The organism is Paenibacillus sp. FSL H8-0079, assembly GCF_037991315.1.
Lineage (GTDB): Bacteria > Bacillota > Bacilli > Paenibacillales > Paenibacillaceae > Paenibacillus.
Genome location: NZ_CP150300.1, coordinates 341,933 through 355,461 on the forward strand (window position 1 = coordinate 341,933; position 13,529 = coordinate 355,461).

Sequence of the window (13,529 nt, forward strand, 5' to 3'; positions counted from 1 at the left end):
GCTATTCAGTCATGGATTAATGTGCTGAGTGCTACCAAAAAGTTTGATAGTTTCATCGATGATCTGATCATGGGCATATGGTGAATAATCCAGCCAAGGCATTTCATCTAGCAGATATACTTGTTGGTTCTGCACGGGCATCAAATCTTGCCATAGCTGAGTATGTTGTAGTTTATGCCAACGTTGCTGGGATTCGGAGTCCTGGTCCACAATCAGTAACATGCGATCTCCAACCATTTGAGGCAACTCCTGTTCATCCAATGCACGATAGACTTGTCCTGGAAGCAGATCGTGTGAAGGGGACACGCCCAGGTCGTTATATAGAACAGCGCCCCCATTGCGTCGCCCGTAGATTAACAGATGACCCATCATGATATGAACGATGGAGACCGTATCCTTACCGATTAAATGAGTAAGCTGCTCTTTGGCATGCGTTACCTTGTCATCATACTGCTCCAACCATTGTTGAGCTTCTTGTTGCTGTCCCACAATGGAGGCAACTTGTACGAAATGTTCCCGCCAGCTCAATCCTTTCCATGGAATAACGATGGTAGGTGCAATTCGCTGCAGGGTCCTTTTTAACGTATGGGCTTCGTACTCGTTACAGAGTATGAGGTCTGGGCTTGCTTGCATCAACAACTCAACGTTGGTTTGCCAGATACGAGGATTCATGCGTTTGCTACGTCCCAGATGATAAGGGATATTCGAGAAAAACAGATTCCTATGTTGATCCCTTAGGTTATCGATCAATGCCGCATGGGGGATGATCTGCAATGCCAGCAGGTGGCCAGTCGTTCCGAAGGAAAGGGCAGCGATTTTACTGCGTTTCTGTCGTTGATAGGTAGAGGGAGACACGCCAACATATTTTTTGAATTTGCGGCTAAAGTAAAACTCGTCCTGAAAACCAACCTGTGAGGCGATATGTTTGATGGTTTGGCCGGGGACGAGCAGCATCTCTTTGGCCCGGTCCATGCGGATGCTATTCACGTATTCCATGGGACTGATGCCAGTGCGGTTTTTGAATACCCGCGAATAGTGCCATACACTCATGCCTGCCACTCCGGCAAGAACTTCACGAGAAAGATGCTCAGCATATCCAAGCTCAATAAGTTCAAGCGTTTGATCTAAAGCAGAGGTGTGTTCGGAATCTCCTATTGCACTTTCTTTGGGAGGAGCATACACATGGGTCAACAATTCATGCATCAAAGTCTGAATACGAAATGGACGATTTTCTTGAGGTACAGAGATGCATTCATGGAGCTGTGAGGCAATTCTGGTACATTCCTGAAAAAGTTCATGCGGTAACTCATCGGCATAAGCCGAACGAAGTAACCCTTTTTGGTATACCTCCATTACAGTAGATCCGGAAGTAGCTTTATTGATATCTGAAATGGGTTTTAACAGATCAAAATATATCGCGAGTCCCTGTAAAGTATGAATTTCATCCGGTGTATATTCTATGGCTGTTCCTGGCAGGATTAGATACATCTTGCCGAGTGTGGCATGATTTTGCCTATGCCCAATACGGATATTGGCTTCACCGCCAGTACAGATGAGCAAAAGATGTGAGTCCGTTAATACGAATGGTGGAAGAAAAGACGCTTGATCGAGAACTTCGGATGTCTTGAATCTTGCATATAGGTCACGGGTATGGTCACCGTTAGATATCAGTGGAAAGACTTGCAAAGTCACCAGAATCCCTCCTTAACTTGCAATAGTAACATTACATATGATGTATTTGAGAATCATTATCAATTATCGCATATTGTCATACAAATAAGAAGTCCATATGATAATATGAAATGATTTAGCGAATTCTGATTATTGAACCGCTTAACTCTCCACTATAACTTGAATTAAACAGGTTACCGAGTTGGAAAATAGCCAATACATAGTTCGCATCATCTAAACCGTTGAGCGAATAACCAGTAAAATCTCAACTGATGTTAATTGTAGAATTACTTAAATAACAGATCATTTAATTCATACGCAAAAAAAGACAAGCCCTCTCCTACGATGTCCGCAGGAAGAGGAACTTGTCTTTTTAATTAGAGCTAGCGATTAGTATCTTTCCAGAATCGTCTGTGTTTTCAAGCCATCGGCAGGAATCAGCCAGTTGTTGTTCTCCAGCAATTGCAGCAGTTGGGTACGCAGTCCGGATACGGCTACAGCATCATCGGTTTTGAAAGAGACCTCTACGATATTCTCAATACCTGTACCTGCTGCGTTGCGGATCGGCCATACTTCGAATGTAAGCTCTTGACCATTCCATGTACCTTCATATCGTTGGAACGTTACCGGACCATAAGCACGGGATTGTGTAAGCTGCTGTTTGCCCCAGTTGGAGGAAGTCCAGTTTTTCAATTTGCCCGGAAGCTTGTCCAGTAACATGTTCAGGGCATCTTGCTGTGAAGGAAGTTGGAGACCTGTCGCTTTGGTATCGACTTTTTTGGTATTGGAGAAGCTCAGCGTTTGTTTGCCATATCCCCAATCAATCTCAGCCTCGTAATTATCATCCGATTTATCAAATCCCTCTTGGTTAGCCAGAGTCAGCGCTGCGTTGATGTCGCCATTGATTACAGGGTAGCGTTTTTTATAAGTCAATTCGTAGTTATTCTTGTCATCTTTTTTGCGAAAACGAACGTTCCATCCTTGTTGATCCAATCCGAGAGCATTGGTGTCGAAGTACTCTACGTTGATATTTCTTGGCGTGGAATTCAGTCCGAGGGTCTGAATCACTTCACTGCGTGGTGTCCCATCTGTATTCAATACAAGTTCCGGCTTGGCCAGAAACTTTACTTCATAAGCAGGAACGGCATTGGCAGCAGCAGAAGCCTGTGGTGTTCCCACAAATGTCATTCCACTTCCCAATGTTACGATGCTCAGCATCAATGAGGCAGTTACCTTTTTCCACTTTTTCAAAACCAATCACTCTCCCAATCTGGATTAACGTACAGACTCACTTTATCGCCCGAATATATGAAAGCGATTAAAGGGGAGCGCACATTGCGTTAACCCTGCATAGATTTGATGAATGGCAAACGATAGTTTATAGCGGATCAGGGCAATCAGCCATGGAAAATGGGGAAGCCGTGACTCACCTCTCGCAGCACTTCTTTGAAGCGGTTTACCTGAACGGAAGGGTGGCGGTCCTTGTTATGTACCGTATAGATATGGCGCGGCGCTTGCTCTCCGGGAATGGGAAGAACTTGAATGAGCCCCTGCTGTTCCTCCCACTGTACCGCCATCCGAGACATGAATGAGACATGCCCCCCGATTAACACGAGCTGTTTGATCGCTTCCAGGGAATCCATCTCCACCGTGCTCCGTAAACGAATGTCATGTTGCGCAAGCCATTGATTGGTTAGCCGCCGTGTACTGGATTCATTGCCATGTAAGGCAAAAGGAATCTGCGCGATATGATCGGGTGTTAATGCATCCTTCTGGGCCAACCCATGTTGTGGAGAACAGATCAATACCAAGTCATCTTCACACAGCGTCTCAGCTTGCAGGGCGGGTCCAACAAATGGCTCGGAAGAGATCACCCCCAGATCAATCTGATGACGAATTAACATTTCGCGAATAACAGGTGATGGTTTGACGGATAAGACGATACGGATGCCCGGGAACTCCTGAGAAAAGGTGTTGAGCATGGCGGGCAGCAGATATGTAGCTGGTACATAGCTTGCCCCAATGTGCAGGGTACCCCGATAGAGGCTGTCATATTCCTTCACTACCCGCCTAGCCTCTTGGGTCAGAGCATTGATTTTGACAGAATAGTGCAGTAGAGCTTGTCCCGCCTCGGTTAGAAAGGTCTTTCCACTGCGCGATTCGAATAATCGCACACCCATCTCTTCCTCCAATGACTTCATATGAAATGTAACGGTAGGTTGCTTGATCCCCAGTAACTCGGCCACGCTTGTCATGTGATGATGCTTGTCGATCAGCTCAACAATTTGTAATTTGATCAGATTCAATGTCCCAACACTCCTCTCACTTCTACTAGCCCAATATATAAGATGATCTAATATTTTTCATAAAGACGGAGAGTACAGAACCAATCTGAAGAAGCGGAGCGTTCGCCTTTATCCCCGGATTTCTCCCTTTATAAAGGAAATATAAGAAATCTGGGGATAACAGCGATCGGAAGATGGTGCTGTAATCGGAGCGACAACATGAAAATTAATTTAGTTCACCTACTATAGATTTAATCTATGAACATCAACAGAATTCATCTAAAAAGTTAATTCCAATTTTACATACAAGACATACAACTCGCGAAAGCGGACGTTAGACTGAGAACAGTGCAAGAGATCAAGTAACAGAAGACAGGCAGGGATGCTTATGAAATTAGAGATGACAGGAATTCAAAAATCATTTAATCAAACACCCGCACTGCTGCCGACAGATCTAACGCTTGAACATGGAAAGTTCACGACACTGCTCGGCCCATCGGGCTGTGGCAAAACAACACTGCTCCGCATGTTGGCCGGGCTGGAACAGCCGGACGCGGGGGAGATTCGTGCAGATGGTCAGTGTATCTACTCTGCGGCGAAGCGGATTGATATACCGACACACAAGCGTAATCTGGGCATGGTGTTTCAGGATTTTGCACTATGGCCGCATATGACCGTATACGAAAATGTAGCGTTTGGCCTGAAGGCCGGAAAACAGAAATCCGATCTGCGGCAAAAGGTGAACGAAGCGCTTGGCATGGTTCGCCTGCAAGGCATGGAAGATCGATATCCTCATCAGCTGTCTGGTGGACAGCAGCAACGGGTTGCTTTTGCCAGAGCCGTAGCGGTCAGACCTGGTGTGATCCTGTTCGATGAGCCACTAAGTGCACTGGATGCTGTACTCCGGGAAGAGATGCGGATTGAGATGATGTCGCTGGTTCGGGATATGGGACTGACTGCGCTGTACGTCACACATGATCAGATTGAGGCGATGTCGATGTCGGATGAGATTGTGGTGATGCAGAAGGGGCGGATCTTGCAAAAGGGAAGCCCGGAAACGATCTACTCGGCGCCAAGTGATCCGTATGTCGCTTCGTTTATCGGAAAGTCCAACTGGCTCACGCCTAATCAGTCGATGGTTCGTCCAGAGCATGTCACCTGGAACAAAACAGGTCATGATGATCTGTGTTACCCGGGGACTGTACTCAGCGTCAGCTATGTAGGTGAGCGTTACGAAGTGCGAGTGCAGATGGAAGGGCTGGGCGTATGGACAGCTTATATGAATCAAAGAGTGCGTGTGGGAGAGCGGGTTCAGCTTCATGTAGCCCCCGAGCGGATATGCCGAATGGATGGTTATGACAACCCGAGTATGAAGCACAACGAAGCGATCGCAGTGGCATATTAAATTGTTGAACGGCATGCAGTTGGAAGCAGGAGTACACATTTTATAAGAAAACAAGGGAGATGGACGAATATGTTGGGTATGAAAACACGGAAAAAGAGCGCAATGCTGTTATTAACTGCGGTAATGAGTATCAGTTTGTTCGGATGTAGTACGGGGAACACAACTACAGGCAACGCGGCACAACCCGCAGGTGAAGGAAACACAGCAGCGGCTGCGGAAACAACGAAACCGGCTGGCGGCAAGCTTGTCTTGTACAGTGCTGGCCCACAGAAGCTGGCGGATAACATCGTGAGCGGATTTACAGACAAAACGGGGATTGAAGTCGAGATGTTCCAGGGAACGACAGGCAAAATTCTGGCTCGTATGGAAGCAGAGAAATCCAATCCGGTTGCAGACGTTGTAATCCTGGCCTCTTTACCTTCCGCACAGGCTCTGAAAGCGGATGGACTGACTATGCCTTACCCGGACGCAGCCAATGCAGACAAGCTGAACAAGGATTGGTCGGATGCAGAGGGTAACTATTTCAGCAGCAGTGCTTCCGCACTGGGGATTGTGTATAACACCAAACTGGTATCTTCACCACCGACAAGTTGGGCAGAGCTTGCTACCCCTGCATGGAAAGATGCAGTGAACATTCCGGACCCTACATTATCAGGTTCAGCACTCGACTTCATCACAGGATACCTGAGTGCGAATGGTGAAAAAGGATGGGATCTGCTGAGTGCCTATAAAGCAAATGGTGTAGCGATGGCAGGTGCCAATCAGGAAGCACTTGATCCTGTCATTACGGGTGCTAAAAGCATCGTAGCGGCAGGTGTGGATTACATGGCGTATTCCTCCAAAGCAAAAGGTGAACCCCTGGATATCGTATATCCTGAGGAAGGCACGGTGATCAGCCCAAGACCGGCAGCGATTCTGAAATCCAGCCCGAATGTAGAAAATGCCAAAGCGTTCATTGACTATCTGTTGTCCGATGAAGCTCAGAAGCTCGTTGCTGATGCTTATCTGATTCCGGGCCGCGAAGACATTGAAGCGACTAACCGTGCTAATGTGAAGGATATTCCACAGCTTAAAGTGGATTGGAACTGGATGAGCGAACATGGCGAAGAGACAGCGGCGCGTTTTTCGGAGACTTTTAAGTAAGACACAATACGAAAAAGACATTTAGGCAAAAGGAATACCTGCTGTCTGTGGAAAGTCATGTGAGGTGAACGTAGTGAAACCTGTTGTAATAGACAACAACCGAATTTTTCGGAGAGTGGGCGTGATTCTGGCCCTCTTTCTGCTGACTATAAGCATTGGCATGCCGCTCTTGCTGATCTTCTGGCAAAGTGTGTATCCGGATGGACAATGGGACTGGATGGCTCCGATTCGCACGATTACAGGTCATCATCTATCAGGTGTATTGCTGAATTCCGTCTGGCTTGGCATCTGCGTTGTAGCGGTAACCACACTGCTGGCGCTGCCGCTTGCCTGGATGATGGCGAAGACCCGAATGGGTGAGCATCGCTGGGTGGATGTGATCCTGATGATCCCGTTCATGACTCCGCCGTATATCGGATCAATGGGCTGGATTCTGTTTATGCAAAAAGGGGGATACCTGCAGCAATGGGTGCCTTCATCAGCAGGCTGGAGTGAGCTGTTCTTCAGCTTCTGGGGCATGGTGCTCATCATGAGCTTACACCTGTTCCCCTTCCTGTATCTGCTGCTTCGGGATGCATTGATTCGCATCGGTGGCAATCTGGAAGAAGCGGGAGCTGTGCACGGTGCACGTGCGGGGTACCGTTTCAGACGCATTATTTTACCCCTGTTGTTGTCGTCTTACGGCATGGGCATCATGCTGGTCTTTGTCAAAACGATTGCGGAATTCGGAACACCGGCGACCTTTGGACGCAAGATTGGCTATTATGTCATGACCTCCGAGATCCATAAGTACATATCCAGTTGGCCGATTGACTTCGGCAAGGCGACTTCGCTGGCATCGGTGCTGCTGTCCGTGTGTCTGGTGATGTGGTATATGCAGTCTGCCATGAGCCGGAAATTCACGTATCGTCTGGTAGGTGGCAAAGGGCAACGTTCGAAGCGATATTCCCTTCGTGGCGGAGCAGGATGGTTATGCGGGGCATATCTTGCGATCCTGTTGATCCTGTCGATAGGTATCCCGTATTTCTCCATCATCGCCGCTTCGACCATGAAGCTACGGGGATCGGGACTCGCTTTTGATAACCTGACACTGGATCATTACAAGGAGCTGTTATCTTGGGGATCGGTGAGCATGAAGGCAATCGGGAACAGTCTGGGACTATCTCTCGCGGCTTCCACCGTTGCCGTTATTATCGGAACCGGGTTTGCGCTGGCGATCGGCAGATCTTCTTCATTCATGCAGCGTGTGATTGACTTATTCAGTCTGTTGCCTAATACGGTGCCGGGCATCGTGATGGTCGTGGGTCTGATTCTCTTCTGGAACTCACCTTGGATGCCAGTCACGTTGTATAACACCTACGGCATGGTTGTTCTCACGTATGTTGTGCTCTTCTTGCCTTACACCGTGCAGTATGTAAAATCGAGCTTTACCCAGATTGACGGAACGTTGTTCCAGGCTGGGCAAGTATTTGGCGGGAAGCCGCTGTATATTTTACGGCGTATCCTGATCCCGCTGATCCTGCCTGGCATGCTAGCGGGTTGGATGATGACCTTTACGATTGCTACCCGGGAGCTGGTAGGTTCGTTGTTGATTCTTCCGCCGTCGATGCAGACGTCGGCTACGTATATTTTTGCCCAGTTTGAACAAGGTCAGGTATCACTGGGAATGGCGATGGCCGTGGTGACTGTAGGTATGACGGTGCTGATGCTGCTGGGAATCGAACTGCTGAATTCAAAGAGAAAGTGGAATGCATCATGATCAAACTGAATGTATGGGGCGGTGCAGGGGAACACGGACGTTCCGCCTATCTCCTGAGCGGCAGCAATGTTCGCCTTTTGCTGGATTGTGGTGTGAAAAAAGAAGGTACGGGCGAGTATCCGATGATTGACCCGGAGATTGTCCCGCAACTGGATGCGGTCTTCTTGTCCCACGCCCATGAGGATCATTCGGTCGCCATCCCATTGCTGTATAAGATGGGTTACCAGGGTGAAGTGTGGACGACGAGGGAGACGAGGGCGCAGCTGCGTACGTATTTTGCCAACTGGCGCAGGTTTGTAGAGCGTGTAGGCGAAGAACTTCCTTATGATGAAGCAGATGAGCAAGCTATTCGTTATCGGTATCTGGAGGATGAGGTTGTATCCCAAACCTGGTTCGAACCCATTCCTGAAGTAAAAGTGATGTGGGGACGGAGTGGACATCTGGCTGGATCGGTGTGGTTTGGGCTTGAAGTGGAAGCTAAGCGGATTTTTTATTCCGGTGACTACACGTCCGAATCGATGCTTTTACAGGAGGATTGTCCAGCGGAGGTGTTCACGCAGGCAAGCATGATTTGTGAAAATCCGGTGTTCGATGCTTCGAGCAGCGAACGGTGGGGCGCGGAGGAACTAGTCGCTATAAACAGTGGGCAAAAGGCTGGAGAATTCATAACGTCACAAGATCAGACATCTGTTGCATCAGAGGCGTCGTCAAGCACCTTCGTATCCACGGAGACACTCATGAAGCAGGGATATTTCACATCCAACGAAGCAGATGGAGTAGGCAGAGCAAATGTAGCAGGCAGAGCAGATAGAGCAGCAGTATCTTCCGTCGGGCTGGTGGATCTGGCGATCGTTGATGCGGCCTATGGTACGGACCAAGATACACAGGCTGACAAACTGGAACAGCTGGAACAAGCCATTCGCCAGACGATTGCTCAAGGTGGAAAGGTGCTCTTACCCATGCCTGTTGTAGGGCGTGGACAGGAGATCATACTGTGGGCACAGCAACAATTCCCGGCTATTCCAATCGTAGTGGAACAAGGACTCGTGGATGGCATGAAGCAACTTATGCATGTTCCATACTGGTTGAGGGACAAGGGAGAGCATATCACCGGAAGTTCGTTGCCAGACGAAATTGATGGCTTTCTGACCGGACGAGGATGGGATCTGCCTACGACCACCCAAGAGCGGGAACAACTGTTGGAACTACATGCTGCTTCGCTATGGTTCATTCCTGACGGCATGATGCAGTCATCCCTTGCCCGTTGGTATTATAGCCAATTATCGGACAGGGAGGAGAATCTGATTCTGCTCACCGGGCATGTTGCTCATGGTACATTTGCTGATAAGCTGCTACGGGTTCCTGACAAGTATGGAGTGAGTGAGGTGCGGAAAATACGTTATAAAGTGCACCAAGGCTGGAAGGATGTCGAGCGGATGCTGCATCAGATTCCAGCAAGGCATACGGTCCTTGTGCATGCTGACCGGGAAGAGACGGACAGATTAAAAGAAGGATTGCTCAGAAATAGCCCGTCACCGGGAACAGTTATACATTCACTGTCTACTGGTGACGAGCTATATGTGTGAATTGTGCATGAAACGTAGTATTGCGTTCGTTATCTGAGAACGTCCCTGGGGACGTTCTTTTTCCATTGTTGTGAATCATTCAGGGTTCGCGATGAATGGGGTGCTCCAGCTCGGCATGACCCATCAAACTATCAACGGCTTCACCGTCCACCAGTATATCCAGGCTGTTCACTTCATCAAATTGAAACATCGTTTTTGTTAAAGCTTCCAATGCGAGCAATTCTCCACTGGTACCGAGATTGGCTTCAGTGGGGATATGAACATCCAAAGTCACTGTACCCTCAGCATATTGGATAGACAGCAATTCCACCTGCTCCCACAGGGAAACGAGCTCTGAATCGGTGTTCGTTTGCATAGCTGCAAATGTTTTTTCATATTTTTCGGAGTCATCCTTGTATTCAATTTCCTGTTCTGTTTTCTCAAGCTCCAGTACCTGAGAGTCTGCCAAGTAAATGTCGACGACTTGTGTATTCATTTTGTCCAGATCCACCTCCGGTTCAGATGGGTTTGGTGACTGTGCCTGTCCTCCCTGAACAGCAGGTTGATTCGATCCGGATTCACTCACTGGCTTCTGGGCACATCCGACTCCGATAAGGATCAAGCATGATAATATAAGTGCACAACCTAGATTCTTATTCAAAGAATCACTTCCTTCATCTGATTTATTTGATAATTTATAGGCCCAAATACTCCTTGATTCCATCGGCTATCGCTTGAGCGGCTTTCATCTGAACAACTTCGGACGACATCAGTTCTTCATCGAGCACATTACTCAAGAATCCCACTTCCAAAAGCACTGCAGGCATGGTTGTGTCTCGGATTACTTCCAAGTTGCCATTTTTCACACCACGATCTCTGAGACCCATGGCTTTCACCAAACGTTGATGAATGATAGTGGCTAATTCCTGGCTATTACTGCGTTGATAATAATATGTCTCCGTACCTGTTGCTTGGGGGGCGGACTTCACACTATTGCCATGGATAGATACAAATACATCCGCATTTAATTGATTGGCGAGTTGAACACGCTCAGGGCGGGTCGGATATGTATCACCTTCACGAGTCATCACCAATTCGATATTTGGCTCATTGAGCAACAGGGCTTGTACTTTGTGAGCCAATGCCAGATTGTAGTCCTTTTCGGGTTTGTTCGTGATGCTAATCGTTCCTGGATCACTGCCACCATGTCCTGGATCGATCACAACGACCTTGCGTCCTGAATCGCCTACGGGAGTTACAGGAGCAGGTGCGACGTTGTCTCCTGCAACATTCAGATTAATAATCAGTTTATCGGCAATGACGTTCTTGCTATACTGGATATCCTTCACATGATTCAATTCTACAACAATTCGAACTTGCGCCGGTTCTCGTTTGAACAGTGAATATCTCACTTCTGTCACATTGGGATAACCGCTCACATCCAGCTTGCCATTGAGTCCTTGATCCAGCGGCTGGGGGATATCACCAAAGGTAGCTCCCGGCAAGTCCACAACCAGACGATCAGGATACTTGAGTGTCGTTACTACCGGCTGAACGGCCCCATCGGTGGATAAAACGAGCTGATTATTGGCAAATTGGATATCGGTAACCTGAGCGGTAGAGCTGGAATCCCCTTTTCCAGAACTGTTGCCTGGTTCGATAGCAGGTTCCTTACTAGTGTTCGTTAAGTATACGATCTTGTCTTGATTGTTCCATCTTACCTTAAGCCCCATTTGTTCACTGACAAATCGAATGGGCACCACCAGCGTTTTATTCAAAATCTGCGGTGCTGTGTTCAAAGTGACTTGTTTGTCAGCAACCATAGCTTGCTTTTGATCGACGGTTAGGGAAATCGTCTGTTGATCTTGCTGAATTTTTACACTGCGTGCTTGTTGGTTCCAATCGACTTTGAATTTCAGATTTTCGGCAACGACACGAATCGGGATCATCACGTTTTTATTGATAATCGTCACCTGTACATCACTTGGGAGGACTAATTCCTCTCCATCCATAAAGATTTTCGACGTGCTTGCAGCGGCATTTCCCTGATTAGGGAGCAAAACGAGTAAGAACAGACTCAAAAACAGTAGTAAAATGGTTTTCTTCATTATGCACCTCGACTAGTATTAGATCTGTTTTTTAATTCCAGAATATACCTACATAATATAAACGGAAAAATTGTAAAAATGTTTCTTTTTTGACTAAATAAAAGAGACGATCCTGTTGAAGGACCGTCTCCTGTTACTCTTTATGAAAATAAAATTATTGCAGTTGCAGTGCTTTGGCTGTTTTTGCCTCAACTTCGTCTAAAAGTGAAGTCATGTCCATACCTGCATGATTGCCGAGCAGGATAATGGTGATATCATCGGACAGATTACGTGAAAAAGCTGTGGCAAACCCGCCACCACTACCGTTGTGGAAGACGGTACGATTCGTGCCGTTCTCTTTCAGAATCCAGGCGTAGCCATAGTTTTTATCAGAATAAGGCTCATACATCTGTTCAATCGTATCCTGGCTTAGAATCTGTTCTGTATACAGCGCACGATCCCATTTCAGCATATCGTCTACCGTGGAATAGATGGTTCCTGATCCGGATTGAGATACATAGTAAGGAGCAGTTACCCATGCGTTATCTTGTTGAACAAAACCACTAATCGTATGCACTTTACGGGAAGCCTCGCCCGAATTCTTCATGCCAAGTGGCTTCAGTATCGTCTGTTGCACGTAGTCGGCATAACTCATGCCAGATACCTGTTCAACGACGTATGCGAGTAGAACATACCCGCTGTTACTATACAGATAGGCACTCCCGGGTTCGAATTTCAGCGTTTTGTGACGAATCTCTTCCACAGTCTCTTCTATAGAAGTTCCTTCACCCCGACCGAATGCGGATGGCAGACCTGAGGTCTGAGATAACAACATATGCAGCGTGATCTTATCTCCCTTAGGTATACCGGAGATGTACTTGGAGATTGGATCTTGCACATCAACCTTTCCTTCTTCCGCCAGACTAAGAACGGAAGCGGCCGTGAAGGATTTGCTCAGCGATGCGATTCGAGTCTTCTGATCCGGACGATTCAGTGTCTGTTCGTCGGCAAGTCCGTAGCCTTGCTTCAGAAGTACTTCACCATCGCGGGCAATCAGAGCCATGCCTGGATAGTTGATCTCGCGCAGATACGTATCTACGCTGGCAACCTCGCTGTTCAGTAAGCTGACTTGATCGGTTACCATATTCACGCTCATCTGACCCGTGGCTGTGCGTTGGACTTTGATATCCGCCTTGATTGCATTAGACATGGCCCGGACAGGCACCATCAACGTACCGTTAACCGTACGTGAATTCACACCTGTCGCCAGATCGACCTGGTTTACTTTAATGGAATTGCTGCCAGCCTGATGAATCAGCTTGTCTCTGCCAACGGTAATGGTAGCCGTCTTGGTGCGATTATCCCATTTCAACGTGCCTTTAACCGATGTGACCACATCCCTCAGTGGAACAAACGTTGAACCTTTGATGATAAGTGGTGCGTTCTTCCAGGATTGTTGCTCACCATTCACTTCAATGTGAACTGCTTGCGTCGCCTGTACTGCGGATGCCGTGATACCCGCTTGTCCCAGAATCGGGCCTGCGCACAGGATGAGCGCTAACAGAATGCGGAACATGGATGAATAAACAGTGGAAATGCGTTGTCTTTCATTTG

The 13,529-nt window shown here is 47.6% G+C and carries 10 protein-coding genes; 4 read left to right on the forward strand and 6 right to left on the reverse strand.

Translation table 11 applies throughout. The features are described 5' to 3' along the window. Positions 1 to 9: 9 nt before the first annotated feature. From MHI06_RS01675 to MHI06_RS01685, 3 genes are all read right to left on the reverse strand, one after another. Positions 10 to 1,692, reverse strand: coding sequence for a helix-turn-helix domain-containing protein (locus MHI06_RS01675; protein ID WP_340400185.1), 1,683 nt, complete (start codon positions 1,690 to 1,692; stop codon positions 10 to 12). A 369-nt stretch (positions 1,693 to 2,061) separates the two neighbouring features. Beyond that, positions 2,062 to 2,922, reverse strand: coding sequence for a hypothetical protein (locus tag MHI06_RS01680; RefSeq protein WP_340400186.1), 861 nt, complete (start codon positions 2,920 to 2,922; stop codon positions 2,062 to 2,064). Positions 2,923 to 3,068: 146 nt separating this feature from the next. Further along, entirely contained in the window at positions 3,069 to 3,977 is a 909-nt protein-coding gene (locus tag MHI06_RS01685) for a LysR family transcriptional regulator (protein WP_169480923.1), read from the reverse strand. Between the two features lie 367 nt (positions 3,978 to 4,344). Here MHI06_RS01685 and MHI06_RS01690 point away from each other — a divergent pair, with 367 nt between their 5' ends. The 4 genes from MHI06_RS01690 to MHI06_RS01705 all read left to right on the forward strand — a co-directional run bounded on the left by MHI06_RS01690 (position 4,345) and on the right by MHI06_RS01705 (position 9,849). Next, a complete protein-coding gene (locus MHI06_RS01690; protein WP_340400187.1) occupies positions 4,345 to 5,361 on the forward strand; it encodes an ABC transporter ATP-binding protein in 1,017 nt (338 codons plus the stop codon). Between the two features lie 69 nt (positions 5,362 to 5,430). Then, positions 5,431 to 6,504: an ABC transporter substrate-binding protein gene (locus tag MHI06_RS01695; RefSeq protein ID WP_340400188.1), complete on the forward strand. Its 1,074-nt coding sequence runs from the start codon at positions 5,431 to 5,433 to the stop codon at positions 6,502 to 6,504. A gap of 160 nt (positions 6,505 to 6,664) precedes the next feature. After that, positions 6,665 to 8,263, forward strand: a complete 1,599-nt coding sequence (locus MHI06_RS01700) for an iron ABC transporter permease (protein WP_340402030.1) — start codon at positions 6,665 to 6,667, stop codon at positions 8,261 to 8,263. Next, positions 8,260 to 9,849 carry an MBL fold metallo-hydrolase gene (locus MHI06_RS01705; protein WP_340400190.1) on the forward strand — a complete coding sequence of 530 codons (1,590 nt, stop codon included), beginning with the start codon at positions 8,260 to 8,262 and terminating at the stop codon, positions 9,847 to 9,849. Before MHI06_RS01700 ends, MHI06_RS01705 begins: the two co-directional genes overlap by 4 nt. Positions 9,850 to 9,928: 79 nt before the next feature. On the opposite strand, the gene MHI06_RS01710 is transcribed toward MHI06_RS01705, so the two are convergent. The 3 genes from MHI06_RS01710 to MHI06_RS01720 all read right to left on the reverse strand — a co-directional run bounded on the left by MHI06_RS01710 (position 9,929) and on the right by MHI06_RS01720 (position 13,491). Beyond that, positions 9,929 to 10,489 (reverse strand): GerMN domain-containing protein, encoded by a 561-nt coding sequence (locus MHI06_RS01710; protein ID WP_340400191.1) that lies wholly within the window; start codon positions 10,487 to 10,489, stop codon positions 9,929 to 9,931. A gap of 34 nt (positions 10,490 to 10,523) precedes the next feature. Beyond that, positions 10,524 to 11,936: an N-acetylmuramoyl-L-alanine amidase family protein gene (locus MHI06_RS01715; RefSeq protein WP_340400192.1), complete on the reverse strand. Its 1,413-nt coding sequence runs from the start codon at positions 11,934 to 11,936 to the stop codon at positions 10,524 to 10,526. 154 nt (positions 11,937 to 12,090) lie between these two features. Then, on the reverse strand, positions 12,091 to 13,491 hold the full coding sequence (locus MHI06_RS01720; protein ID WP_340400193.1) for a serine hydrolase: 1,401 nt from the start codon (positions 13,489 to 13,491) through the stop codon (positions 12,091 to 12,093). Positions 13,492 to 13,529 lie beyond the last annotated feature (38 nt).

Coding starts and splice junctions, on each gene's coding strand:
- MHI06_RS01690 (WP_340400187.1), top strand. CDS start 4,345: ATGAAATTAGAGATGACAGGAATTCAAAAATCATTTAATCAAACACCC.
- MHI06_RS01695 (WP_340400188.1), top strand. CDS start 5,431: ATGTTGGGTATGAAAACACGGAAAAAGAGCGCAATGCTGTTATTAACT.
- MHI06_RS01700 (WP_340402030.1), top strand. CDS start 6,665: ATGCCGCTCTTGCTGATCTTCTGGCAAAGTGTGTATCCGGATGGACAA.
- MHI06_RS01705 (WP_340400190.1), top strand. CDS start 8,260: ATGATCAAACTGAATGTATGGGGCGGTGCAGGGGAACACGGACGTTCC.
- MHI06_RS01715 (WP_340400192.1), bottom strand. CDS start 11,936: ATGAAGAAAACCATTTTACTACTGTTTTTGAGTCTGTTCTTACTCGTT.
- MHI06_RS01720 (WP_340400193.1), bottom strand. CDS start 13,491: ATGTTCCGCATTCTGTTAGCGCTCATCCTGTGCGCAGGCCCGATTCTG.